A 25292-nucleotide genomic window follows, 5' to 3' on the forward strand; every position below is an offset into this window, starting at 1 on the left:
TTCAAGAATACCTGCAAACTTATCGTAGCGATCGCATCACAGAACAATTAGACGAAATTATTATTCTATTTTGGTTCTATTGCCTACAAGGATCGTATTTGGTTGGAAAGTGCATGATAAATTATACCAATGGACTCGCGTGGCAGCAGGACGTGAACCTAGCCGATCAAAAGCCGCAGTTGATAGTCAATCTGTGGAAACAGCAACCATGATTTCTCTTGAGGTAGGTTATGATGCATTTCAAACATCCTCTAAGCTCGACTTTATCCAAAATGAGCACTTAAGTTTTCTTTATCCGGCAAAAACCCTAGCTTTTTAGCACAAACTTTTTCATGTCACTATTTATTGTTGAACTTCATAAAGTAAAACTACTGTCCCACAAAGGTTTCACCTTCAGCGTTGGTGTTTTCAAAAAATGGATAAAGTCGAGCTAAGGTTCAATCGGCCGTAGCATGAATATTTAGATACTTATTACCAGATTTAGCAAGTGCGATCGCACTTCTACACTCAACCAATAACGAGTTATTCTAGACTATTTGGGAAGAAAACAGCAGGTGAAATATGAAAAAATTCTGCTAGTTCTTCAATGTGTCTGGTTGTTAATTTACGCCGCTTTTTCAATATGGCCGATATAATAGATTCTGTTTTGAAAATGGGTACTAAATCTTTTTGAAGTAGCCCATTTTCTTCTATAAGAACCCGAAGTAAATCTACTCCATAAATATCAGGCACGGGCTGCTGCGTTTGTTCAAACTCGTAAACTAGAGTACCTAAAACATTAAGATAATCTTCTTCATCTGATGTTAGCGGGGCGCTGTCTATCAGAGAATCAATAATTTTTTGGGTGGCAAATAACTCTTCTTCAGTCTTGATAGGACGAGGAGGAAATGCTTGCAGTAGCTCAATGTAGGTAGGGCGTTTATTTAAACCAAGGGTCATTTTTCCATTTGTCGGTATCGTAATCTGTATGGGTTATTATGTTACGAATAAATATTTTTTTGCTTTGATAGTCAATATAAGTAATAAAGCGATACTTGTTTCCTTGAATATTAAAAACTGTAAGTTCACCTACTGGATCGGCAGAGTTAAAAGCTTGACGAACTTCAAGTATATTCTGCCACTTGGCTGATTTTGCAACTTTGTTCCAACCACGTAAACTAGACTCAGCATCAGAATACTTTTGATAAAAAAGTTTCAGTGTTGTGGTAGAAATAATGTGCATAGTAAATGCATTTCCTTAGAGTAAAGATCACAAGCATCTCCCTGGCGAGTAGTAGTTATTTCTAAGTTAGCAATTTGCTAAGTCGGTGTCAATAGCTTAATGATTGAGGTTTTTCACTTCACCCCAATCGCGGTATTTCGGTAAAAAGATACTTGTTACCAGGTTTAGCAAGTGCGATCGCTTACCCGTCCGGTGTTGGCGATCGCCAAAAATCTGATTAAAGATAGCGCTTTTGAGTAGCACATCAAACCCTTATAACTTCGTAAAACTTTAATTACCACAGTGTCAATACTGTCTACGCCTAGAGATTCTACTGAGATATTGCACCATTCTTAATAACCGTAAGGTTGACAACTTGGTATGAGTAGTGATTCTAGAATTCCCTGCTTTTCCGAATTAATAAGGCATAGCGATTTTAATTCAACTAGGAAAGTGTCAAGATAAGCTTATATAGAAGTGAAAAATCAAGTGCAACGAATTAACGATGACAGAAGCTAAAAACGTAATCGGTGGAAACCTAGATGTCTGCTGCACTTCTCCCATGACCGGGTTTTACCGCGACGGTTTTTGTAGCACAGGTGGCCAGGATTTCGGGTCGCACGTCATATGTGCCGAAGTGACATCAGAATTCCTGGAGTTCACCAAATCGCGGGGGAACGACTTGAGCACACCTGTTCCTGATTCTAATTTTCCTGGACTGAAGCCTGGCGATCGCTGGTGTTTGTGTGCTTCTCGCTGGCAAGAAGCTCTCGAAGCTGGCGTAGCTCCACCCGTCATCCTCTCTGCAACTCATGCTAGAGCTTTGGAAATGGTTTCCCTAGACGAACTCAAAAAACATGCCCTAACTTCTTCTTGATTGGGTATTGGGCACTTGTACTGAGCGTAGCCGAAGTATTGGGAAGGGGCAGAGGGGCAGTTCTTGCTGGGAGCAGAGGAGAAATAGATAATTTTTTATTCTCCCCCTTGCCCCCTGCCCCTTGCTCCCCTGCCTCTTCCCCACTCTCCAATTCCAAATCAACTCACTGGAACTTCCAGAGGTAGTTTTAATACATTGGCAACCATAGCAATCAATTTAGTGGGGTCAATTGGCTTAGATAAATGCTGCTGAAACCCTGCTCTTAGCGCTTCTAAGCGGTCTTCCTCTCGCGTGTACGCTGTTAAAGCGATCGCCGGGATACGTCCACCTTTTTCTGGTTCTAAAGAGCGCAGTTTCCGAATCAGCGTATAACCATCTTGCTCTGACATGCCAATATCGCTAATCAGGATATCTGCTTTTGCTTGTTCAATTACTGTTAGCGCTTCATCAACTGATGCTACCGCAGTGGCGATCGCCCCATATTCCTCAAACATAAAACTGAGAAAGTTACGGGTATCTGCTTGATCATCTACAACTAAAACTCTTAATCCAGCCAGGGGCACAGAAGCCACAGGGGAGGAAATTTCTCCTCTGGCTTCTCTATTTCCCCTATTAGCCCTATTGTCTTGTAGCAGTGGCAGTCTGACAGTAAAGGTTGCTCCTTCTCCTGTGCCTGGACTTTGGGCAAAGATTGTACCTTTATGCAACTCCACTAGATGACGGACGATCGCTAGTCCTAGTCCTAGTCCATTGTGCGATCGGGTTGTGGTGCTGTCTGCTTGCCGGAAACGCTCAAATACTTTGGGTAAAAACTCCGAACTGATGCCAATCCCTGTATCGATAACTTGAATTTGGGCGTACTGAGATTTTGAATTTTGAATTTTGAATTTTGGATTACTGCCTTCATCAGTGTTTGAAGAGTCTAAATTTTCACCATCAGATCCCAATCCAAAATCTGAAATCGAAGATCCAAAATAGGCAGATAGCTTAACTTCTACCCTGCCACCCTTAGGGGTAAACTTAATGGCATTAGTTAATAGGTTCCAGACAACTTGCTGTAACCGGGCTGGATCGCCATAAACTGACCCTACCGAAGTATCCAGGACAGTATTTAACTTAATATCTTTTGCTTCTGCTAGGGGACGCACTGCCTCTAGGGCTGCCTCCATCACTGAAATCAGATTCACAGCAGATACATTTAATCGCAACTGACCACGGATAATCCGGGATACATCTAAGATATCCTCAATTAGTTGCATCTGAGACATCGCGTTGCGTTCAATCGCCTCTAGGGCCCGGGAAGTGGCTTTCTCATCAAGTTTCTTAGAGCGGAGGATTTTTGACCAGCCCAGCATCGAGGTTAGGGGTGTACGGAGTTCGTGAGAGAGAACGGCGAGAAACTCATCTTTCATCCGATTTGCTGCTTCTGCTTCCTGTCTTGCCGTCTGTTCTCGAATTACTTGAGCGCGGACTTCTTCTGCTTGCTTGCGTTCAGTAATATCTTCGAGAGTACCTACATATCCCAGCAATTCTCCTTGACCGGAAAGCATCGGTGATGAGCGAACCTGTACCCAACGGACGATGCCTTGAGCAGTTTGAAAGCGAAACTCTTCAGAGTAGTTGCGACCTTCACGAATGTAGTCAGACCAACTGGTAACGGCTCGTTCTCTATCTTCTGGATGAACAGATTCTAGCCATCTCTTTTCTAAACTCTCTGCCGCTTTCAAGCCACAAATTGTCTGATAGCGAGGATTAGTATACCTACAGCCTCCTTCAGTATCAATTTCAAAAATGCCAACGGGTGAACAGGTACTCAGCGATCGCAATCGTTCTTCACTTTGCCTGAGTTCGGCATTCACAGCTACCAGCTGCGCTGCTTGTTGCTTGACGGCTTCTGTTTTCTTAAATAGTTCTACGAATACTGTGACTTTAGAAGTCAAAATATTCGGGTCTAATGGTTTGAGCAAATAATCAACTGCACCCAAGGCATAGCCTTTAAAGAGCATTTGGTCGCTGCTGCTAAAGGCGGTGAGAAAGATAATTGGAGTGTGACGCGATCGCCCCCGATTGCGAATCAAGGTAGCAGTTTCAAAACCATCCATCCCTGGCATTTGCACATCTAGCAAAATTACCGCATAGTCTTGATTTAGCAGACACCTCAAAGCTTCTTCCCCAGAAGTAGCTCTCACGAGATTCTCTCCCAATTTTTCTAGGATTGCCTCTAGTGCCAGCAAATTTTCTAGTTTATCATCCACTAGGAGGATGTTTACTTTGGGTTCAATCTGCATCGGTTTATTTCCGTGATGAGTGACAAAGCTTGACCATCTGGGAAGCAATGTCTTTTAGTGTCAAAATCCAGTTTACTGCAACAGCAGAAATTGCTGCCTCTGGCATAACGTTACTCTCAGCTGTGGCAGGTTCCTGTACGATAGTTAATCCTCCCCGCACTTTTATTTTCTTAAGACCTTGCATACCATCTTGGTTTGCTCCTGTCAATATTACACCAATAACTTGCTGGGTGTAGACATCGGCTGCTGACTCAAACAGCACATCGATAGATGGTCTGGCATAGGAAACAGGCTCATCAGTTGAAAGGGCAAAGTGACCTGGTTCAACCAGCAAGTGATAATCTGCTGGAGCTAGGTAAATATGTCCTGGTAGTATTTCGTCTTTGTCTTCCACTTCTCGAATCGGCAACGAACTAGATTCTTGTAATAACTCCTGGAGTGTGTTGTTAGACTCCTTGTGACGATGTTGCACGATCGCGATCGGCACTAAGAAGTCTGCTGGTAAGTTCCCCAGGATAATTTTTAATGCTGATAATCCGCCCAAAGAAGTACCAATTACCACAATTTTAAACGACACTTATTTAGTCCTCACACCTGTAGAATGTGGGTTTCAATCTTAGTGGGACTTGATGGCTCATAAAATCCTTTCAGCATTCTCCAGTTCCACCACAGCTACTAACTTACCTTGATTCGCTTTTATACCAACTAATCAAAATTATATATTTTTGCTATTTGCATTACAATTAAAAATTTTATCATTGTGAAATATTTTACAGAAAAATATTGTAAATAGGCTTTTTAAAATATTATTTAATGCCAAAATCGATACATTATGGAAATATTTTTTTGCTAACTAACTAACATTTTAAATTTTAATTATTATTGTTTTGACAATTCATAAAAATTTACTTAAGCTAAAAGATAAGTTAAGCAAATCAACAAACGACAGCGATTTGGTTTAGCTACATCAAAAATTGCTATTGCAGACTATTAGCATGAGGAAATTAATCACAAAAAAGTTATTCGTTATAGGCAAGTTTACTAGATTTGTCTACAAAAAGCTAAGACATGATTAAGCGTATTGCACCGCGCACATATTGAACAGATTTTGGTTATTTATGGATGGATACTTGTGGTGATGTTAGTGACTATCCATCAATCATTGAAGTTTGACTAGCGATTTTAGATTTTAGAATTTGGACTTCGGCTTCTCTACGAAATACTGCGCGAATGCTCAGTCGAACGGTTTTAGATTTTGGATTAGGGTCTTCTGGTTTATGCTGCATCAGGTGCGGAAGAAATCTAAAAGACGCTCGATAACTCTTTGGTATAGCCTCTGGTAGAGAAGAGGCTGTGCTATCGGTAATCCAAAATTGGCAATTCCATTATCCAAAATTGATTGACCAAAGTGCGGTAGATATGTCCAGGAGAAGACAATGCTTGAATATTTGACATCTTTGAACGACCACAATTTACCCTATCCAGATACGATTCATCCCATTGTTGTCCACTTCGTAATAGCGATGGTGTTGTTTTCCTTCTTCTGCGATGTAATTGGCTATTTTACTGGGAAAGCCAGTCTTTTTGAGGTGAGTTGGTGGAATATGTTAGTTGCCACGATCGCCATCTTCGTCGCAATTATTTTTGGTCAGTTTGAAGCGGGTCTAGCACAACCTTACAGCCTAGCTAAATCGGTGCTGAATTTGCATACGCTGATTGGTTGGTCGCTTTCAGGAATCATCACGGCGATTACAGCTTGGCGCTATGTAATTCGTACCCGCAACCCGCAAAAAGTACCGATTTATTATTTGGGAGCCGGACTAGTTTTGACTTTAATAGTTGGCTTACAGGTATATCTTGGAGATGAACTTGTTTGGGTGTATGGATTGCATACAGTGCCAGTTGTGGAAGCACTAAAGGATGGTCTATTGCGATGAACTCAGAATTGATTGACCAATTGACCGGCTCTTTAGGCGCAAACGGATTACCTTACACCATTCCCATTCATCCCAATTTAGTCCATCTGACAATAGGTTTGTTCATCATTGGGATGACCTTTGATATCGTTGGTGTTCTGTTCCCCTTCCAAAAATGGGTCTTCAAATTTTTGGCAATTACTGTGGAACGTGACAACTTATTTGATGTTGGCTGGTACAACATGCTAGCTGCCAGCATCATTACATTTTTTACGGTGACGGCAGGCTTTTATGAAATGCTGTTGGCAACACCACCAGCTGATACCAAGAGTGCTTGGGGATTGCAGGCAATGGAAACCATGCTCTGGCATGGTGTGGGTGGTGTGTTCTTATTAGCGCTAATTGTTGGCATGACCATCTGGAGAGGATGGCAGCGCTTCGTTTGGCGCAAAGACGCAGACAGACAAGTGCAATGGAGTTATCTACTCACAGGGGTAGGAGTCATGTTGATTATGTACGTTCACGGGACACTAGGGGCGCAAATGGCTACCGAATTTGGCATACACAATACAGCAGATAGTTTGCTGCGATTGGGTCAAGACCTCAACACAACACTCAAGTAAAAGTCCTTTCCCCCATACTTCGACGCCGCTCAGTACAAGTGCCCAATGCCCAATAACCAATGACCATGAAAATCGAAAAGATTTTAAATATTTTGACGCTGCTTACAGGCGCGATCGCAGTGACTCTTACCAGTCTCTGGATCGGCAAGCAGGTTTACTCCTGGCTTCCCCCCCAAGCAGCAGCCGAATCTCAACTAATTGATGATTTGATTAGCTTCTTAGTAACCCTCGGTGCCTTCATCTTCTTGGGAGTAACAAGTACTCTGATGTATTCTGTGATCTTCCATCGGGCAGTCAAAGATGACTTCACTGACGGTCCCCCAATTCATGGCAATGTCACCCTAGAAGTTGTCTGGACAGTGATCCCAATTCTTTTGGTGTTTTGGATTGCGGGCTACAGCTACCAAGTTTACGAACAAATGGGGATTCAAGGTCCATCAGAATTAGTTCACCTGCATAATCCATTGGCAGTAGCAGCAAAAGATGTATCAGCTAACGCTTTAGCAGAACCCGTTGAGAAAATCGACGTCCTAGCTAAACAGTGGGCGTGGGTTTTTCATTACCCAGAGAGAGATGTCACCAGTACCGAATTGCATTTACCGAGCAATCGCCGGGTGCGTTTAGCGCTGCAATCACAAGACGTTCTCCACGGCTTCTATATACCTGCATTTCGTCTCAAGCAGGATATTATTCCTAACCATGCGCTCGACTTTGAATTTACTCCTATCCGCCCTGGTCAATACCGATTGACCGATTCCCAATACAGCGGCACATACTTTGCGACGATGCAGGCGAATGTAGTCGTCGAATCTCCTGAAGATTATCAGCAGTGGCTGGCTCAAGCTGCAACCCAAAAACCATCCCTAGCAAATAATCAGGCAGCTTCTGAGTATGCTCAAACATCCAATCAATCAGTCCAAACTGGTTGGATCACAGTTCCACCTGCTGCACCTCCTCTAGTCAATTCTCCTGGTTGAAAGGAAAGTAACCGATGACTAATGTTCCTATTGAAGGCATCATTTTCCCTAATGAGAAGCCTAACCACGAATCTCCAAGTAACTGGAAAGAATACTTCAGCTTTAGTACTGACCATAAGGTAATTGGTATTCAGTATCTCGTTACCTCGTTCTTCTTCTTTCTCGTCGGCGGTATTTTTGCAATGGTGATGCGGGGAGAACTGCTAACACCCGAATCAGATTTAGTCGATCGCACCGTCTACAACGGTATGTTCACCATGCACGGCACTGTGATGCTGTTTTTGTGGACATTTCCCTCACTGGTTGGTTTTGCTAATTATTTAGTGCCTTTAATGATTGGGGCGCGAGATATGGCATTTCCCCGCCTCAACGCCGTTGCCTTTTGGATGGTGCCAGTAGTCGGGATTTTGATGATGGGTAGCTTCTTTGTTCCTGGTGGCCCAGCCCAAGCCGGTTGGTGGTCTTACCCGCCCGTCAGTCTTCAAAATCCCACAGGTAACTTGATTAATGGTCAAGTTATCTGGCTCTTAGCGGTGGCAATATCCGGCGTATCCTCAATTATGGGGGCAGTAAACTTTGTCACCACAATCGTGAAGATGCGGGCCCCAGGAATGGGCTTCTTTCGGATGCCCTTGTTTGTCTGGGGAGTGCTTAGTGCCCAGATTATCCAACTATTCGGACTACCTGCACTGACAGCGGGGGCAGTGATGCTCCTACTTGACCTTACAGTTGGTACTAGCTTTTTTGACCCAGCCAAAGGTGGGAATCCAGTTATGTTCCAGCACTACTTCTGGTTCTACTCTCACCCCGCCGTTTACGTGATTATTTTGCCTGTCTTTGCGATTTTCTCGGAAATATTCCCGGTTTATTCACGTAAACCCCTATTTGGTTACAAAGTAGTTGCCGTTTCATCCATCTTAATTGCACTAGTCAGCGGTATTGTTTGGGTACACCATATGTACGTCAGCGGTACTTCAGGCTTGATGCGGTTGATTTTCATGATGACAACAATGTGCGTGTCTGTACCCACTGGTATTAAGGTATTTGCTTGGGTAGCGACCATTTGGGGAGGTAAACTGCGACTGCACACACCAATGCTGTTCGCTCTAGGTGCGTTGATCATGTTTGTGTTCGCTGGCATTACAGGCATTATGCTTTCCTCTGTGCCTGTGGATGTCCACGTTAACAATACCTACTTTGTGGTAGGACATTTCCATTACGTCCTCTACGGCACCGTGACGATGGGCTTGTATGCTGCCATCTACCATTGGTTCCCGAAGATGACTGGGCGGATGTACTCTGAAAGCTGGGGTAAAATCCACTTCTGGTTAGCTTTCATCGGCACTAACCTCAACTTTTTGCCCATGCACCCCTTAGGATTGCAAGGGATGTTACGCCGAGTTGCTTCCTACGCCCCAGAGTATCAATTCTGGAATGTCATCGCTAGCCTGGGCGGGTTTCTCTTAGGAATGTCCACCTTGCCCTTCATTTTCAACATGGTGATTTCTTGGATGCAAGGCGAGAAAGCACCTGATAATCCTTGGCGGGCAATTGGATTAGAGTGGTTAGTTTCTTCACCGCCCCCAGTAGAAAACTTTGAAGAAATTCCGATCATCATCTCTGAACCCTACGGCTACGGCAAATCTGAACCTTTGACAGCTAACCTACGCGAAAACAGTCACTCAACATTGACAAGCGCAGACTGACTTTTTTTTGGGAACCAAAACCCTTTTAAAATCTCGTTTCCAGGTACTACCTGGAAATGCTCTTCATTGGGCTACTGCCGCGAGTAAGAAAAGCGGCAGCCCTCCTGTGGGCATTAAGAGCTAAAGACTGGGAACGAGGGTATGAGGCAATTACACATCGCAGTCTGCAAGGTAAAGGAGAATTCCACCAATGGACAGTTATATCAATTCAAATGAGTCGCATCAGACAGGCGCAGAACATAGCCACGACGAAGAAGGCAACAAGATGTTTGGCTTCATTGTGTTCCTACTGTCTGAAAGCGTCATTTTCCTGAGTTTTTTTGCAGGATATATCATCTACAAAACAACAACTTCTAACTGGCTACCGGCTGGTGTTTCTGGACTAGAAGTCAAAGATCCGGCAATCAACACAGTAATTCTAGTCGCCAGTAGCTTTGTGATTTACTTCGCCGAACGCGCCCTTCAACGCCATGACTTAGTGAAATTTCGCCTGTTTCTCTTGGCAACAATGGCGATGGGAACTTACTTTTTGGCTGGACAAGCGATTGAATGGAGCCACCTGAAGTTTGGCTTCACCTCCGGGACATTCGGTGGAACATTCTATCTACTAACAGGTTTCCACGGTTTGCACGTTTTCACAGGTATTCTGTTGCAATTGATAATTTTGGTACGTTCTTTCATCCCAGGCAACTACGACACAGGTCACTACGGCGTCAACGCAACTTCGTTGTTTTGGCACTTCGTCGATGTTATCTGGATTATTTTGTTTCTCCTTATCTATGTTTGGCAGTAAACATTAGACTTCTGGTGAGAATACGGTCTAAAGATATTTAGAATCACAGATGCACACAAATTGATCTGTGTGCATCTGTGATTCTAAACCCCAATGGGAGCAAATCTCTCCAACAGGCTAATTGTTGGCTGTAATGAGTACGGTTGAACAAATAGTATACTTTGTTCAGCAAAAGCAGTCCAATTTTGGTTGGTTAAAGGCTCAGAGGCAACAATAACTTGGTTTGGGTGCTTGAGAGAATCACTTGACCAATAAAGAGTAGGGGCTTGTGTGCGATAAGCGTAGCGAACTGCTACAACTGCTTGACCATCACTGACAATTATATTGGCACTAAAGCTAGTGTCATGTTTTGATGCCAACTCAGTCAATTTTTGAAGTGTCACACGTAAGGCATCAAACAGAGTGCAGTCTGGATACGACTGCCACATTTGGACCAGCAGGGCGAAGATGTGTTCTGAGTCAGTCATGCCTTTAATCAAGCGGTATGTGGAATCAGAGAGGCTCTCACGTATTGGTCTATAGAGAGTCTGTTGAAAGTCTGAGATTTCACCATTATGCACAAACAACAGTTTCCCACTGCGAAATGGCTGACAGTTGCTAATGTTGAGCGATTCACCTATCCCAGCTAATCGCGCATAGCCTACAGTACAAGTAGATTCTACATAGTTGCTTAACTCTTCGAGATTCGGATCGTTCCAAAGCGGGATCGTGTTTCGGTAAATGAAGGGTTTACCCACTTCGTCGTACCAGCCTACACCCACCCCGTCTGCACAAACTACTCCTGATTTTAATTCCAAAGGACTGTAACTTTGTTTGTAAAGCGAATGCTCCGGTTTATACAGCAACTCATCTAATCGGATGGGATTACCAAGGTAGCCTATTAATCTACACATAAAAAATGACTTGCTGAAAGAGTAAGTAAATTAAGTCACAAGCCCCGATATCAATCGAACCTTTTAACTGTGAAATGACTGCAAAGTATTACTAACTTAACAATTATTTTTTATCTTGTGTATGCTTGAACTATGACTTTAGTCATGCTTTTGTTTGTACCTTTCATTAAACTTTTTCTGGAGAAATGTCAATGACCATTTCAATGTACCAAGCTTCAATACCCGTGTCTATTCGCACACTGAATAACCTTGTAAGCATTCTCGAAAAAGGTGCTACATACGCTGAAACTAAAAAAATAAATCCTTCTGTGTTGATCAATAGTCGTCTATCCCCAGATATGTTTCCATTATCAAAACAAGTACAAATTGCCTCTGACATAGTAAATAGAGGTGCTGCACGACTAGCAGGAATAGAACCACCCCAGTTTGAGGACAATGAAACTACATTCCCTCAACTTATTGATCGCATTCATCAAACTATATCTCATTTAAATACATTTAAACCTGAGCAAATTGACGGTTCAGAGGAGAGAACAATTAGCCTTAAAATAGGTGACAATACTCTTGATTTTCAAGGAATGCCATTTCTCTTATATTTTGTTTTACCAAACCTTTATTTCCATGTCACAACAGCATATGACATTCTCAGGCACTGCGGTGTAGAACTTGGTAAACAAGACTTTCTTGGTCAGCCTTAAAATGAAAAAGCATTTAGGCAAATTACTTTCTTAATTTGCCTAAATGCTGATTGAACTCGCTTTATCTATTTTCCCAATGCAGTCTACTTCTTTTTCAAACTAAATAACTCGTATTTGGTACGATCGCAAAGAAGGCATACTCATACCAAGCAGTCCAGATGAAACTGCGAATCCATCGCTGACGTTTTTCGGGACTCAATTCATATTCAAACGCCCCACGAGATACATCAATGGAAGATAGGTGAGAGTTGCAACCGCAGCCGTGTTGATAAGTAAAACCGTATTTGGAAGCAATACTTTGCACCTTCATCTGAATAGCAAACACCTTACCTGCATGGAGTATGGCATCCCAAGCACGTTTATGTTCGATATCGCGCTGATCAAACCGCAAGGCACGTTCTTCAAAAACATGATCGCGGTAAATTGGTGCTAGATGCACATGATAGAAACTGGCAGGTAGTTCATAACCAAACTCGTTGAATAAATCTATACCAATGCGAGCCACTTTTACTTCATCAGCATACTTTGTCCCCTTTGATTCCACATCACGGAGAATTTCTGCAAAGTTCGGATAGCTGTGTTTGAGAAAGTCTTGCCCAAAAAAGTCAAGGGTTTCCCATGCTAGCTGTGCAAATAGCTGGGAAAATGAGGGTATCAAGTGAGCCAGTTGGGGGCGATCGCTAAATAAGTCAACATCACCATGCTCTAATTTGTATAGGAACAACTGTGCCATCTCAACATAGCTTTGGGGATGGGAAAGTCCGACACTCGTGGTTCCTCTAGCAATGTCTTGCCATGTAGAAGGTAGTTGAGAAACATGAACCGCATTTTCTCCAGCAATGATTGCAACAGGAGGACATTCGAGAAGTTGCATCGACAATCTCCTTTAAGACTCTAATGTGTAATTTACCTTAAGCGATCGCTAAGTCTATCTTCTGAACACAATTAAAAATGTTTGACAGACTGTCTTTTGACAGCGATGCTACGACGGGCTATTCGGCGTCGCAACTTTATTCTTAATATTTTTTATCGAAAATACTTAGTGCTAATTTTAATGCACTTTTAGTTAGAAGATGTTTTAAAAGTATTGGGCGATTAGAAGCATCGGTGTCAACTTAAGCGCCAACCCGTTTAAAACCCCACTTCCATTCCTCTCCCCGAAAGGTCGAGAGGTTTTACTACGCAAAACTTGTCCCTCTCTGACTCCCAGAGGGACAGACTTGAACTTTAGTTCAAGGCAGGGAGATATTTGTCAAACTCACGTAAAATCACGTTCATTTATAGCAGTCCTATTTGATTTTGTTCAAATTAGCGGTGTCTAGATCCCCGACTTCGTAAAAGTTGTTGGGGATCTAACTTTTCACGAATGATTTAGGATTGCTATAGTGGTTTAAACAGCCTGGATTTTAAGCACCAGCTATTTTCTTATATAGTTTATCCCCTTTGACTATCTCTTCATAGTGCTGTTCATAAGAGGTAAACCTGATGGATTCTTGTTTTCCTAAACCCAAGATGCCAAAGGTGCAGAGGCTATTATAAAACAGTTCGTGTACTCGCTTTTGAAGTACCTGATTAAAATAGATAAGAACATTGCGACAAACGATGACATTAAACTCATTAAAAGAACTGTCAGTTGCTAAATCATGCTGGGCAAAGACAATATTTTCTCTTAAGGATGCTCGAAAAATAGCGTTATCATAAGCTGCTGTATAATATTCTGAGAATGACTTCTTGCCGCCTGCTTTCAGGTAAAGCTGGGTATATTCCTGCATCAGTTTTAAGGAAAAAATACCACTTTTGGCACTTTGTAATACCTTCTCATTAGTATCAGTGGCATATATGCGGCAACGGTGATAAAGTCCTTCTTCTTGTAGTAGAATTGCCATTGAGTAGACTTCTTCACCAGTAGAGCATCCAGCGTGCCAGATCCGAATAAACGGATAGGTTTGCAAGAAGGGAATAACTTGATTTCTGAAGGTGTTATAAAAGCTGGGATCACGAAACATTGATGTTACATTCACTGTCAGACCAAGCAAAAACCGTTCCAAATAAGCACGGTTGTGGAGTAACCGCTCTTGCAAGGCAGAAATATTAGCTAATCCCTCTAATTCCATGAAGCTGTGAATGCGGCGCTTGAGTGAGGAAAGAGCATAATCGCGGAAGTCATAACCGTAGTACTGATACATCCCTTCCAAAAGCAGATGTATTTCGATGTCCTCCAGGGTAGGTTTGGGCAAAGCCATAGTACGAATTAGCCTATATGCTGAACCAGCTATTTAAATATGCTGGCAATACAACGAGTTAAGTTGCTTGAAGTTAGCAAAACAACTGTTTCCCAAAAAACCTCATGGAGCAAAAATTATTCGCATTCTGGGCTGGTAGGGTTTTTAGAACCGAAGTGAATTTTACACCGAAAATAGCTTGCTGGATCTATTAAATTTGCTCACAGTGCTACCTATGAGTTTCAGTTTAACCTAGCGGCTGTTACTCCTAAAACAGCGATCGCTATTATTGAAATCCCAGCTAGCCATCGCACCTGGGAGCGCAGATTTTTAATCTCTTGGCTCACATTTTCTGTATGTGGTATAGGATATGGTTGAAGTTCTGCAACTTCAACAGCTACTTTTTGTGGTCTATTTTGGGGCTTTTCAAAAGTTACTTGCGTGTGTAACCAATTAGTAATCAATTGGGGACAGTTTTTCTTAAACCAATTTAAAGCCAAGGTTCTAAAAACTGGTTTCGACATTCGGGCAATTAATTTCATCACCCTGTTTAGAGGCTTCAAGCGAAGCTTTTGATTGATCAAATTGACTGAACCAACGTCATACAGACAATCCAGAATTAGTTTCACAGTGGCTTCTTCACTGTTGATCAAGTTTTGCAGTAAAAGCTGAACATCGTGCATCCGCTCTGCTTCAAGATACTTTTCTGCCAATGTTTCTGGAGGATTTATTGAAGGACTTACGGTTGTATTTAGAGCGTTTTGTCTTATTATCGTCATATTGGTAACATAGCAGCCATAATAATCTAAGTACACCTATCTACCGAGAGAAAGATTTTTTATTTAGAGAAAGAACCTAAAAGCGAAAATTTGTTCGTGAGAGACATGACTATATTATGTCTGTAAACTACTTACACTGACCTTGGGGTAAATAAATTTTTTATTTAGATGCTAATACCTCAATTTCTGCAACGACGCGTTCTAATTCCTCAATGATGATAGTGGTTTCAGTCTTCCTGAAGGTATCCACAAGCGCCCGATAATACCAAAGAGTACCTTCTTTACGCCCCTGAAAACGTTCCCAAACTGATTCGCCCAAAACGCGATAATCTTTGAGAATAGACTGGGCGTTATAAAGTTTATCTGCTAATGACACGAGCAGTACTGATGGAGAAGCGGTAGGAATATGAGCAATGTATGCCTCCTTGCGCTGTCGCCAAGGGGGTTTTGGAGTTGTATCAGCGTCAGTACAAGCATCTACAATTGCTGTTACATTGTCACCAAAGCGGCGGCGAATTTCTTCCCGTGTTGCGGCCCCACCTTGGTCTTCTATCGCATCGTGTAAGAGGGCTGCGATCGCTTCATCTTCATTTGCCCCATATTCTAAAGCAATACTGGTGACACCTAATAAATGGGCAACGTAGGGGACACCTGAACCTTTACGAACTTGGTTGGCGTGCAGTTGAGTAGCGTAGGTGAGGGCTGCGGTAAAACGTTCTGAGAGCATTGTTTTGAAAGAATAAAACAGCTTTATAATCAGATATTGCACTACTGCTAATGTCAATTTTATAACAAACCGCTCCAGACACAGAGAATGCAGAGCAGGAAAGGGGTACAGAAGTAATTGAATCTCAGCCTAAAATTGAGATATCTATCACTAAAATTGAGATATCTATCAAGCTTGCGATGAAATCATCATGACCAGCGAAAAAATAACGGTGCAGTCTTTGTATACTGTCACTGATGAAGAATTAATGCTGATGAGTTCGCAAAACCCAGAACTGCGGTTTGAACGCAATGCTAATGGAACTTTAGAAACTATTCCCCCAACTGGTGGAATTTCTGGTAATCGAGAAATAAAAGCAGGAGCCTATTTGTTGAATTGGGTAGAAAGTCAGGATTTAGGTGAAGTTTTTAGTTCAAGTACAGGTTTTAGATTAGCAAATATGGCAGTGCGATCGCCTGATGCTGCTTTTGTGACTAAAGGACGTTTACCAGAAGGTTGGGATCAGCAAGAGGACAAATTTATCAACTTAGCACCCGACTTTGTAATTGAAATTCGTTCTAAAAATGATAGCTTGGCAAAACTCAAAGCCAAGATGGAAGAATATATTGCTAATGGTGTTCAATTAGGATGGTTAATTGATAGTAAAAATCAACAAGCTTTAGTTTATCGCCAGCATGGTTCAATTACTCAATATCCGGCTACAGCAATATTAAGCGGTGAAGATGTTGTGCCTGCATTTATATTACCTTTGAAAAAATTATTGTAAGAGCTATGCCTACGGTTGCCTACCCCTACGCACTTTATACCCATTTGATATGACGATGTGCCGCGCCAAGCAAAAATTTGATTCTAAAGTATGTTGCAAATCTTTTTTATTAAATAGATTTTAGCGAAAGTTCATAAGTAAATAAAATAACTACTAAGTTCTATATATTCAATCTTTCTTTTGAGTGATGTTGGATAAAAAGACCTTCTGTATCTACGCTTTAAAAACTCTGGGTAGAAAAGCAAAACTTTTGATTATAAATAATATAATTATTCTTTTGATAGACAAGATTTAAATCTATGTTACATCGTAAGATAGATTTAAATATGATCCAAATTATTTAAAGTAAATCCAGGAAATAGTATTTAAAGCAGGAGTTAATTTAATAATGGCAGACAGTCCTGGATTAGGAGAGCAGGCGCTCAATAAAGCGGCAGAAATAGGATTATCTAGCCAATTAGATGAAGTAGAAAATTTAGATGTAAACATCAAAACCGATCCGCTGAAACTAGTTCAGGGGGAAGTCGATGCCGTGACGATTGAAGGTGAAGGTTTGGTAATGCAGAAAGACCTCCGCATGGAGGAATTTGAAATGCAAATGACTAATGTTGCCATTAATCCCCTGAGTGTAGCTTTCGGCAAAATTGAACTCACTAAACCTACAGAAGCCAATGCACAGGTTGTGTTAACTGAGACTGATATCAATCGCGCCTTCAACTCAGAATATGTGCGATCGCAACTGCAAAGTCAAAAAATCAATGTTAACGGTCAACTGACGACTATTGAGCCTCAACGTGTAGAATTTCGACTACCAGGTGATGGTAAAGTAGCAATAAATGCCACTATGAAAATAGTAGAAGCAGGTGAAAATCAGCAAGTTGCTTTTTCCGCAGTACCCCGGATCAGTGCCAATGGAAAAACTGTTACTTTGGAAAATGTCGAGTATGGCGAAAGTGGGGAAATATCACCAGATTTGACAAAAGCTTTGGTAGATCAAACTAGCGAACTTTTAAATTTGAGTAACTTTGATTTAGAAGGAATGAGCTTGCAAGTTAACCAACTAAAAGTAGAAGTAGGCAAACTAACCCTACAAGCTGAAGCTCATGTTGAAAAAATTCCTTCAGCTTAAAAATAAGACGCTAATAAATTCAGGAAACTAATAATGGAAACTACAGACGCAACCCAAACAAATTCAACACCTTTTCCAAATATTCCACCAGTTATTGAAAGTAACGATAGTGAGTATGTTGATAGCGGCGTACCCAGCACAGTGGCGATCGCAGGACATCCCCTACATCCCCTGAGTGTGACCTTTCCCATCGCCTTTTTAGCCGCCGCCTTGGGAAGCGATATCGGCTACTGGTTAAGTGGTGATTTCTTCTGGGCTAGGGCTTCACTATGGTTAATCGGACTCGGATTAGCTGGAGGCGTCCTTGCATCAGCGATCGGCCTCAGTGACTTTTTTAGAATTGAACGAGTTCGCAAGCGCAGTGCAGGTTGGGCGCATTTAATACTTAACGTTTCTCTAATAGTTTTAAGTCTAGTCAACTTCCTGCTGCGCTTGGGCGATGCTGAATCCCGAATACTACCTTGGGGACTGGTTCTCTCGCTCATTGTCGGTACGCTGGTTAGTATTTCCGGTTGGTTCGGTGCTGAACTTTCCTATCGCCACAAAATTGGTGTAGTGGGTGCTGGTAGCAGAAGATATCCTTGAGTGTAAATTCTTCCTTGTCTTTGAGCGATGGGATATTTTTTTATTTGCAAGTTCCCTACTCTAATGGTAATTAGATTTACTTAAGTAGTTATCTGCTCTAATTTCATGCTGGGCTGCGTCAGATATAAGCAGCCCAGTTTAGTAGTTTGTAAATTATGAAAGCACTGATTGTGTTTCCAACTTCTGGGCTTTTTGCTTGAACACGGTTGGTACTTCTGAGCTGAACGCCTCACCTTGAACCACTTCTGAGCGGAAACCATCAACCCCAACTGGAACATCGCCAGTGATGGTGGTGCGATATAGGAGACGCTCGACATCCAAATGATCTAAATCTTGAGGAGCCAAATGCACGGTGGCACGGTTGTCCCAAAAGGCGATATCACCGTTGTTCCAACGGAAACGGGTGGTATAGGCAGGCTTGGTGATTTGGTTAAAGAACAACTCAAGCAACAGCTTGCTCTCTTGTGATGACACATCAACAATGTGTGAGGTGAAGCCAGGGTTAATGAACAACGCACGCTCACCAGTCTCAGGATGAACCCTTACCACTGGGTGGATTGAGACTAGTGGATTGACAGCAATGCGCTCGGCGAACTTGCTGTTGCGGGGCAGATACCCACTCCCATTAAAGCGATGTTCAGCTTTCAATGTGTCTGCTAGCGCCCGTAGAGGTGCTGACAGACCCTCATAAGCTGCAACTAAATTACTCCACTGGGTGTCACCACCAAAGCTAGGGACATTAACCGCACGTAAAATTGACGCCGCTGGCGGGTTGATAGCCGCTGTTACGTCTGTGTGCCAGGGGCCTCCAGTGCGAAAACCGTACTGCTTCTCATAGAGGCTCCGGTCTACGGGTTTGATCTGCGGAAATCCCGGAACTGGTTCAGGCTCTCCGAGTGGATGGGCGAAAGTCACTTCGCCGAAACGAGATGTGAATTCAACCTGTGCAGTATGATCGATGTTCTGTCCACGAAAGAACACGACTTTCCACTTCAATAGTGCTTTACGAATTTCTTTGACTTGATCATCATTCAGAGGACGGGAAAGCTCTACCTTACTGATTTCGGCACCGATGAAACCAGCTACTTGTTTGACTTCGATATGTTTGTAGCCCATATAGATTCTCCAGAGTTTGATCCATAGGATGGTGTTCGCACTCGTCCGTTTCTTTTGGAATTTTCCTATCAAGTGCAAGCAAAATTCTAAAGGAAGCGATCGCAGCTTCAAAAGTTATACTGTATCTTGATAGATTTACCGTAGTATTAATTATTGTATTTTTAGACTGCCGGAATAACCAGAGGTTTATAGCATCTCATCAAAGGCTTCAGAAGTGCCCAGAAATAAAATGGCTCTGTCCCACAACTGATTTTAGGCATCCAATTTATCAGATGTGGGTATTGGCTCTGATACCCGCATCGTCACAAGATGCTATTAAAAAACCGCGTTTATGTCTGTCCTGTGTGCGGTCACATTTAGGATAAAGACGAATAGCAGTAAGTTAAGATACAGCCCTTGCCCTGACTGGTTAAGAGCTTGTAGGCTTTTGCTTTTAACCAGTCAGGGGCTTGACCAGAGGCAGCAGTCCTTAGGGAATACATTCCCAGTCTTTAGACTGGGAACAATGTGACACAAGCCTTTGGGCTTTTTTTTGTGCCATTCGGATAAAGACTCAAACGCAGCTAAATAGATTGACCATTGGTCATTCTCTGATGAATTTATTCAGGGTAGAAAACTATCGTCCTTAATTCAATGCTCTGACGAGGTGGAGCATCTGGTGGGCTAGTGGGGTCATCAAACCCAGTATGAGCGGCAAACCTGGCCCGTCCTTCTTCTACGGAGTCAAAGCACTTAATAAATAGCGCTTCGTCTTGTTGCATTTGTGGGAAATAAAACCATTGATGTGATGGGTTATAGGTTATTGCGTAAGTTTCACCAGCGTAATTGGGGTACAAGAGATCACTAGCTACAAGGTCTGTAGGTGCGATAGAAAGAGCGTCGCACACTGCCAATGGTGACTCCTCAACTGGTGCAATAGGTCGCCAAATATTAATCAGTGCAAACCTTTTTTGCAGCACTTGATCAATGTTATCTATTCCCTGCTCTGTCAATACCTTGCGGGCGCGAGTATAGCCAGATTTAGCTGTAAAGTCATTATGCACGCGCTTGACAGGTTCCCTGATTTCGTTCTCGCCCGACTGCGAACGTTGAGCGTTACGAAGAGTGTGATCGAATATTAGTACTTCAGTTGCACCTGTCACCTCTTTCAATAATTGCTTGGCTTCAGGATAATAGACGTTGCGGATCTCATCTTCATCATAGAAATCACTAACTTTTCAATTGATCGTGCTGTTCTCAATAGTACTTTAGAGAGTTTAAATAGTCCTATTAGATGAATAGTATTGTATACCAATATTGGTTCTTAACCTTAGTTGTGATCAAGGACAATTGAGTGTATTGCTATTGACATACATTTGATGGGCTGAAAACCAGCGATCGCTTTTATAAGGCTACTCTTTCCACAACCAGAAAGACTAATAATTACAAACTTTTCTTTTGGTTTCACAGCAAAGCTAACATCTTGTACAGCCGTAAATCGATGCCTATTCCCCTTAGAGATAATCTGGAATTTCCAAGGTCCCACAGATATAAGCCCCTATTAGGTATTGCATCCAAAGAATAAATAATATATCTTTATACTTTTATAATATACGGTAAATTAATAAAGATACAGTACTTTTTGAATTTAAACGAAAGTATCACACAGTTAGAACCAAAAAACAAGGTGTGTTAAGAAGTTTGTAACTTTTCACCGAAACCTGCGTGCCGTAAAGAGCAGCTATATTCATGTATGGGGATAAGGCACGGGCGAATTGATTCGCCGTCAAATAAGGATAAAGGAGTGCAGTGTTAATGGAAAGACTTAAACTTGGACGTTCCGGGCTAGAAGTATCACGACTATGTTTTGGCGGCAACGTGTTTGGGTGGACTATTGATGAAGATACTTCATTTGAGATTTTAGATTACTTCATCAAGGCTGGAGGTAATTTTATTGACACTGCTGATGTCTATTCCAAATGGGCTACAGGCAATCAGGGTGGAGAGTCAGAGATCATCTTAGGGAAGTGGCTCAAGCAGCGAGGCAACCGTGACCAAGTGGTGATTGCTACTAAAGTTGGCAATGATATGGGTATTAAAGGCAAAGGGCTTTCTCGTAAACACATCCAACAAGCTGTTGAAGACTCATTGCACAGGTTACAAACCGATTATATTGATTTGTATCAATCACATATCGATGATGAAAGCACTTCCCTTGCAGAAACCTTAGAAACTTATGGGGAATTAATTCATCAGGGAAAAGTGCGCTTCATTGGTGCTTCAAACTATAGTGCAGACCGTTTGGCACAAGCATTGCAAATCAGCCAGCAGCATAGTTATCCTCGCTATGAGAGCCTTCAGCCTCGTTATAACTTGTATGACCGAACCGAGTATGAGCAGGAGCTACAACAAATCTCCCAAGAACAAGAAATTGGTGTGATTAGCTATTCCTCTCTGTGTAGTGGCTTTCTCTCTGGTAAATATCGCTCAGAAAAAGACCTTTCTATTAGTGCCCGTGGTAATTCTGTCAAGAAATATTTGAATGCTCGTGGTTTAGCAATTCTAGAGGCACTGGATGAAGTCGCCAAGATTTATAATGTGACTCTCACCCAAGTTGCTCTAGCCTGGCTAATTGCACGTCCCACTATTACCGCTCCTATTGTTAGTGCTACAAAAATTGAGCAGCTTCAAGATATCATCAAATCTGTAGGTCTTAAACTTGAGCCAGATGCTATTCACCTTCTAAATCAAGCCAGTTCCTGAAACAAGTAGTTCAAGAACATTCGACCAACAAGCGCCCCCACAATCGGTAGACGTTGAAAGAGAAGATAAGTCCGCGTAGGCGGACTAGCCTTCCCTACAGGACGCTACGTGTAGCTGGCTTTTGAGTAGGGGTATGCCTAAGTTTGTGTAGCCGCGACTTCCAGTTGTTCGGGCTGCTAAAATTTTGCTTAGTCTCTAGTCTGTAGAAAATGCTTCGACACCGTAACCAAACAATATTTATTATTCTTTCTGTCCTCATCGTTGTACCGATGGGCTTTTTGTTTAAATATTATAACGGCCCTGCCCATCACTGGTTTAATGACTACGGAGCCGCTGTATTTTACGAAATATTTTGGTGTCTATTTGCATTTTGGTTTTTCAGAAGTCGGGCGGCAGTAATCCAAATTCATATATGGGTTTTTGTGATCACCTGTATACTAGAATTCTTGCAACTTTGGCATCCGCCACTATTAGAAGAAATTCGCGCCACCTTGATAGGTAAATTGTTACTTGGTACTACTTTTGTTTGGTGGGATTTTCCTCATTATGTATTGGGTTGTGTCTTAGGTTAGTTGTGGCTGCAACAATTACAGAAAATAGGTTATGCAAAAAAAAGTCAAGGTTAAACCTAATTCAAAACAGCAAAAAATTGAAGAACAACCTCATGGCAGTCTGACTGTATATTTAAAATCATCCCCAGTTGATGGTAAGGCTAATGAAGAGTTAATTAAACTATTAGCAGATAAATTTGATGTACCAAAATCTCATATCAGAATTAAGTTAGGTTTGTCCTCTCGGCAAAAGCTGATAGAAATTGATACAGATATTTAGTTGCTGCTTAGTAACACCTTTTTTGAAGACTCTTTCTCCTCGTGAATGTGAGGCTATATCCTATCCAGTACATCCTCTACTAGAGCCAATAACCTAGAGACAGAAGCTCACAAAACCGAATTTTTCTGCTGTGTAATACTGATATACCTTGGTTGAGCTTTGACTCTTTCTATCCAAGCTTGAATAGCAGGAAATTGTGTCAAATCAAACCCACCTTCATCAGCTACATGAGTGTAAGCGAACAAGGCAATATCAGCGATCGTGTAACACTCTCCTACAAAAAAAATCTGAGAAGTTAAGTGTTTATCCATCAGGCTAAGTGCTGTATAGCCCGGTTCACGTTTTTGCTTAATAGCTTCACTATATTCTTCAGTTTTACCTAAAATAGAAATCCAAAATCTTGATGTAGCAATAAAAGGCTCATGGCTATATTGTTCAAAACATAGCCATTGCAGCACCTGCGCTCGTAAAAAGCGGTCATATGGTAAAAACTCTGTACCTTCACTCAGATACACCAATATGGCATTTGATTCTGCTAAATATTTCCCTGGCTCAATTTCCAGAAGAGGTATCTTACCGTTAGGATTTTTACTTAAAAATTCTGGTGTTTGAGTCTCGCCTTTCAAGATGTTAAGCTCTATTCTCTCAAAAGGCATACCTAGTTGTGTCAATAAAAGACGTATCTTATAACCATTGCCAGATGGTAAAAAATCGTACAGGCGCAGTAGTTCCATGTTAAAATACAGTTAGTAATATGTTGATAACTGAAGGTTCAAAATACAATATCTTACCAAAAGATTTTCCAAAAACCGGATAATTTTTTTTAGATTTAGCATCTGAGCGTACTACATAAAATTATCCGAAAAAATAAAAAAAAATATTATTTATTTCTAGATTGAGATGTTTAATTTAGTTAGGGATTGAGAATAAAAGTATGTGTGGAAGATTTACTCTAAACCAGTCAGCAGCAGGATTATCTCAAGTTTTCCATGTCGAGTCAGTTCCCGATTTAGCAGCCGAATATAACATTGCACCTACGCAAATGGTGGCAACAGTGTTACAAAATCCCGAAAGCGAAAAGCGTGAATTTAAGCAGTTGCATTGGGGCTTAATTCCGTCATGGGCGAAAGATGCAGGAATGGGGGCAAAGCTGATTAACGCTAGGGCAGAAACTGTTGCCGAAAAACCCGCTTTTCGTTCGGCTTTTAAGCACAGACGCTGTTTAGTGCTAGCTGATGGCTTTTATGAGTGGCAACGGCAACAAGGCAAAAAACAGCCGTTTTATTTTCGCCTTCAAGATGGGCAACCCTTCGGCTTTGCAGGTTTGTGGGAGAAATGGCGATCGCCTGCTGACGAGGAAATAATTTCTTGTACAATTTTGACAACGGCAGCTAACGAATTACTCCAACCTATCCACGAGCGGATGCCAGTGATTTTAGAGCCACAAGATTACGATTTATGGCTAGATTTGCAGGTGCAAACGCCCCAAACCCTACAGCAGTTATTGCGTCCCTATCCAGCGTCAGCAATGACTGCCTATTCAGTTAGCACCTTGGTAAACAACGCTCGGCATAATAATCCGGAATGTATCATACCCCTGAGTGAGAAGAATGCCACCGCAAATCAGTTAAATTAGCTATTGAGTGTACTAGGGAATTGGGAAGATGAGGGAGCAGGGGAAGAAAAACTATTGATTATTGCCGAATGCCTAATACTTCTCTACGAGAGGCTGCGCCAACGGCAACGCTCAGTACAAGTGTCCAATACTTCGGCTTCTCTACGAGACGCTACGCGAACGCTCAGTACAAGTGCCCAATCCCCAATCCCCAATCCCCAGTCCCTTATCCCCAGAGGGGACTCTGAGTTCCCCAATCCCCAATCCCCAGAGACAAATATGCCAAGAACACAAAAAAACGATAATTTTGTTGACAAATCCTTTACAGTAATGGCGGATATCATCCTGAAAATCCTGCCAACCAACAAAAAAGCTAAAGAAGCGTTTGTTTATTATCGAGATGGCATGTCAGCCCAAGCAGAAGGGGAATATGCTGAAGCATTGGAATACTATGAAGAAGCTCTAACGCTAGAGGAAGATACCAACGATCGCGGCTATATTCTTTACAATATGGGGCTAATCTATGCCAGTAACGGCGACCACAAAAAAGCTTTAGAACTGTATCACCAGGCAATTGAGTTAAACCCACGTATGCCCCAAGCCTTGAACAACATCGCCGTGATTTATCACTATCAAGGTGAAAGGGAGAAAGAAGCTGGAGATAACGAGGCTGGCGAAGCACTGTTTGACCAAGCAGCAGACTATTGGATTCGAGCTATTCGCATGGCTCCCAATAACTACATCGAAGCCCAAAACTGGCTGAAAACCACTAAGCGATCGCAAATTGACGTATTCTTCTAAAAGTGAT

At 42.0% G+C, this 25292-nt stretch carries 30 protein-coding genes and 1 pseudogene; 16 read left to right on the plus strand and 15 right to left on the minus strand.

Annotated features, from left to right (window positions below):
- Positions 1-79 precede the first annotated feature (79 nt).
- Positions 80-319: a hypothetical protein gene (locus tag V7K49_RS31230; RefSeq protein ID WP_335209110.1), complete on the plus strand. Its 240-nt coding sequence runs from the start codon at positions 80-82 to the stop codon at positions 317-319.
- A 203-nt stretch (positions 320-522) separates the two neighbouring features.
- On the opposite strand, the gene V7K49_RS31235 is transcribed toward V7K49_RS31230, so the two are convergent.
- From V7K49_RS31235 to V7K49_RS31245, 3 genes are all read right to left on the minus strand, one after another.
- Positions 523-939: a helix-turn-helix domain-containing protein gene (locus V7K49_RS31235; protein WP_335067126.1), complete on the minus strand. Its 417-nt coding sequence runs from the start codon at positions 937-939 to the stop codon at positions 523-525.
- Positions 920-1222 (minus strand): type II toxin-antitoxin system HigB family toxin, encoded by a 303-nt coding sequence (locus tag V7K49_RS31240; protein WP_335209111.1) that lies wholly within the window; start codon positions 1220-1222, stop codon positions 920-922. The genes V7K49_RS31235 and V7K49_RS31240 overlap by 20 nt, the downstream gene beginning before the upstream one ends.
- A 96-nt stretch (positions 1223-1318) precedes the next feature.
- The gene (locus V7K49_RS31245) at positions 1319-1465 is read right to left on the minus strand and encodes a hypothetical protein (protein WP_335209112.1); all 147 of its coding nucleotides are present in this window, start codon (positions 1463-1465) and stop codon (positions 1319-1321) included.
- Positions 1466-1706: 241 nt separating this feature from the next.
- On the opposite strand from V7K49_RS31245, the gene V7K49_RS31250 reads away from it, so the two are divergent.
- Positions 1707-2078 (plus strand): DUF2237 family protein, encoded by a 372-nt coding sequence (locus V7K49_RS31250; protein WP_334866024.1) that lies wholly within the window; start codon positions 1707-1709, stop codon positions 2076-2078.
- 158 nt (positions 2079-2236) lie between these two features.
- Here V7K49_RS31250 and V7K49_RS31255 read toward each other — a convergent pair whose 3' ends face one another.
- The 3 genes from V7K49_RS31255 to V7K49_RS31265 form a co-directional block, all read right to left on the minus strand.
- A complete protein-coding gene (locus V7K49_RS31255; protein WP_335209113.1) occupies positions 2237-4366 on the minus strand; it encodes a hybrid sensor histidine kinase/response regulator in 2130 nt (709 codons plus the stop codon).
- 4 nt (positions 4367-4370) lie between these two features.
- Positions 4371-4943 (minus strand): chemotaxis protein CheB, encoded by a 573-nt coding sequence (locus tag V7K49_RS31260; protein ID WP_335209114.1) that lies wholly within the window; start codon positions 4941-4943, stop codon positions 4371-4373.
- A 571-nt stretch (positions 4944-5514) separates the two neighbouring features.
- The gene (locus V7K49_RS31265; RefSeq protein WP_335209115.1) at positions 5515-5652 is read right to left on the minus strand and encodes a hypothetical protein; all 138 of its coding nucleotides are present in this window, start codon (positions 5650-5652) and stop codon (positions 5515-5517) included.
- A 150-nt stretch (positions 5653-5802) separates the two neighbouring features.
- Here V7K49_RS31265 and V7K49_RS31270 point away from each other — a divergent pair, with 150 nt between their 5' ends.
- The 5 genes from V7K49_RS31270 (at position 5803) to V7K49_RS31290 (ending at position 10381) form a co-directional block, all read left to right on the plus strand.
- A complete protein-coding gene (locus tag V7K49_RS31270; protein ID WP_334972460.1) occupies positions 5803-6303 on the plus strand; it encodes a DUF2231 domain-containing protein in 501 nt (166 codons plus the stop codon).
- Positions 6300-6905 carry a DUF2231 domain-containing protein gene (locus V7K49_RS31275; protein ID WP_335209116.1) on the plus strand — a complete coding sequence of 202 codons (606 nt, stop codon included), beginning with the start codon at positions 6300-6302 and terminating at the stop codon, positions 6903-6905. Before V7K49_RS31270 ends, V7K49_RS31275 begins: the two co-directional genes overlap by 4 nt.
- A gap of 65 nt (positions 6906-6970) precedes the next feature.
- The gene (locus tag V7K49_RS31280; RefSeq protein WP_335209117.1) at positions 6971-7882 is read left to right on the plus strand and encodes a cytochrome c oxidase subunit II; all 912 of its coding nucleotides are present in this window, start codon (positions 6971-6973) and stop codon (positions 7880-7882) included.
- Positions 7883-7896: 14 nt separating this feature from the next.
- Complete coding sequence (gene ctaD, locus V7K49_RS31285; protein ID WP_334866012.1) at positions 7897-9588, plus strand: cytochrome c oxidase subunit I; 1692 nt, start codon at positions 7897-7899, stop codon at positions 9586-9588.
- Positions 9589-9778: 190 nt separating this feature from the next.
- The gene (locus tag V7K49_RS31290; protein ID WP_334866010.1) at positions 9779-10381 is read left to right on the plus strand and encodes a cytochrome c oxidase subunit 3; all 603 of its coding nucleotides are present in this window, start codon (positions 9779-9781) and stop codon (positions 10379-10381) included.
- Between the two features lie 83 nt (positions 10382-10464).
- On the opposite strand, the gene egtC is transcribed toward V7K49_RS31290, so the two are convergent.
- On the minus strand, positions 10465-11274 hold the full coding sequence (egtC, locus tag V7K49_RS31295) for an ergothioneine biosynthesis protein EgtC (RefSeq protein ID WP_334866008.1): 810 nt from the start codon (positions 11272-11274) through the stop codon (positions 10465-10467).
- Between the two features lie 191 nt (positions 11275-11465).
- On the opposite strand from egtC, the gene V7K49_RS31300 reads away from it, so the two are divergent.
- Complete coding sequence (locus V7K49_RS31300) at positions 11466-11972, plus strand: DUF1993 domain-containing protein (RefSeq protein ID WP_335209118.1); 507 nt, start codon at positions 11466-11468, stop codon at positions 11970-11972.
- A 94-nt stretch (positions 11973-12066) separates the two neighbouring features.
- Here the strand turns inward: V7K49_RS31300 and V7K49_RS31305 are convergent, their stop codons facing one another.
- The 4 genes from V7K49_RS31305 to V7K49_RS31320 form a co-directional block, all read right to left on the minus strand.
- A complete protein-coding gene (locus tag V7K49_RS31305) occupies positions 12067-12846 on the minus strand; it encodes a hypothetical protein (protein WP_335209120.1) in 780 nt (259 codons plus the stop codon).
- A gap of 532 nt (positions 12847-13378) precedes the next feature.
- Positions 13379-14215, minus strand: a complete 837-nt coding sequence (locus V7K49_RS31310) for a CheR family methyltransferase (protein WP_335209121.1) — start codon at positions 14213-14215, stop codon at positions 13379-13381.
- A 221-nt stretch (positions 14216-14436) separates the two neighbouring features.
- On the minus strand, positions 14437-14973 hold the full coding sequence (locus tag V7K49_RS31315; RefSeq protein ID WP_334866000.1) for a hypothetical protein: 537 nt from the start codon (positions 14971-14973) through the stop codon (positions 14437-14439).
- A 160-nt stretch (positions 14974-15133) separates the two neighbouring features.
- On the minus strand, positions 15134-15700 hold the full coding sequence (locus V7K49_RS31320; RefSeq protein WP_334865998.1) for an HD domain-containing protein: 567 nt from the start codon (positions 15698-15700) through the stop codon (positions 15134-15136).
- A gap of 190 nt (positions 15701-15890) precedes the next feature.
- Between V7K49_RS31320 and V7K49_RS31325 the strand changes: the two genes are divergently transcribed.
- From V7K49_RS31325 to V7K49_RS31335, 3 genes are all read left to right on the plus strand, one after another.
- Positions 15891-16466: a Uma2 family endonuclease gene (locus V7K49_RS31325; RefSeq protein WP_335209122.1), complete on the plus strand. Its 576-nt coding sequence runs from the start codon at positions 15891-15893 to the stop codon at positions 16464-16466.
- Positions 16467-16854: 388 nt separating this feature from the next.
- On the plus strand, positions 16855-17595 hold the full coding sequence (locus V7K49_RS31330; RefSeq protein ID WP_335209123.1) for an LmeA family phospholipid-binding protein: 741 nt from the start codon (positions 16855-16857) through the stop codon (positions 17593-17595).
- A 33-nt stretch (positions 17596-17628) separates the two neighbouring features.
- Complete coding sequence (locus tag V7K49_RS31335) at positions 17629-18180, plus strand: DUF2231 domain-containing protein (RefSeq protein WP_334865992.1); 552 nt, start codon at positions 17629-17631, stop codon at positions 18178-18180.
- A gap of 153 nt (positions 18181-18333) precedes the next feature.
- Here the strand turns inward: V7K49_RS31335 and V7K49_RS31340 are convergent, their stop codons facing one another.
- The 3 genes and pseudogenes from V7K49_RS31340 to V7K49_RS34830 all read right to left on the minus strand — a co-directional run bounded on the left by V7K49_RS31340 (position 18334) and on the right by V7K49_RS34830 (position 20821).
- A complete protein-coding gene (locus V7K49_RS31340; RefSeq protein ID WP_335209124.1) occupies positions 18334-19296 on the minus strand; it encodes a TauD/TfdA dioxygenase family protein in 963 nt (320 codons plus the stop codon).
- A gap of 599 nt (positions 19297-19895) precedes the next feature.
- Positions 19896-20498, minus strand: a pseudogene (locus tag V7K49_RS31345) (CmcJ/NvfI family oxidoreductase); the annotation flags it as partial.
- Positions 20499-20605: 107 nt separating this feature from the next.
- Positions 20606-20821: an ATP-binding cassette domain-containing protein gene (locus V7K49_RS34830; protein WP_442948710.1), complete on the minus strand. Its 216-nt coding sequence runs from the start codon at positions 20819-20821 to the stop codon at positions 20606-20608.
- Between the two features lie 269 nt (positions 20822-21090).
- Between V7K49_RS34830 and V7K49_RS31350 the strand changes: the two genes are divergently transcribed.
- The 3 genes from V7K49_RS31350 (at position 21091) to V7K49_RS31360 (ending at position 22869) form a co-directional block, all read left to right on the plus strand.
- Positions 21091-22038, plus strand: coding sequence for an aldo/keto reductase (locus V7K49_RS31350; RefSeq protein ID WP_335209125.1), 948 nt, complete (start codon positions 21091-21093; stop codon positions 22036-22038).
- Positions 22039-22247: 209 nt separating this feature from the next.
- Entirely contained in the window at positions 22248-22610 is a 363-nt protein-coding gene (locus V7K49_RS31355) for a ribosomal maturation YjgA family protein (RefSeq protein WP_335209126.1), read from the plus strand.
- A gap of 31 nt (positions 22611-22641) precedes the next feature.
- The gene (locus V7K49_RS31360; RefSeq protein WP_335209127.1) at positions 22642-22869 is read left to right on the plus strand and encodes a DUF167 domain-containing protein; all 228 of its coding nucleotides are present in this window, start codon (positions 22642-22644) and stop codon (positions 22867-22869) included.
- A 107-nt stretch (positions 22870-22976) separates the two neighbouring features.
- Here the strand turns inward: V7K49_RS31360 and V7K49_RS31365 are convergent, their stop codons facing one another.
- Complete coding sequence (locus V7K49_RS31365) at positions 22977-23603, minus strand: glutathione S-transferase family protein (protein ID WP_334865981.1); 627 nt, start codon at positions 23601-23603, stop codon at positions 22977-22979.
- 200 nt (positions 23604-23803) lie between these two features.
- Here V7K49_RS31365 and V7K49_RS31370 point away from each other — a divergent pair, with 200 nt between their 5' ends.
- Together V7K49_RS31370 and V7K49_RS31375 are read left to right on the plus strand one after the other, a co-directional pair.
- Positions 23804-24505: an SOS response-associated peptidase gene (locus V7K49_RS31370; protein ID WP_335209128.1), complete on the plus strand. Its 702-nt coding sequence runs from the start codon at positions 23804-23806 to the stop codon at positions 24503-24505.
- 258 nt (positions 24506-24763) lie between these two features.
- Positions 24764-25285 (plus strand): photosystem I assembly protein Ycf3, encoded by a 522-nt coding sequence (locus V7K49_RS31375; protein WP_298919396.1) that lies wholly within the window; start codon positions 24764-24766, stop codon positions 25283-25285.
- The last annotated feature ends 7 nt before the right edge of the window (positions 25286-25292 follow it).

The sequence above is a fragment of the Nostoc sp. genome (genome assembly GCF_036919675.1).
Taxonomy (GTDB): domain Bacteria; phylum Cyanobacteriota; class Cyanobacteriia; order Cyanobacteriales; family Nostocaceae; genus Nostoc.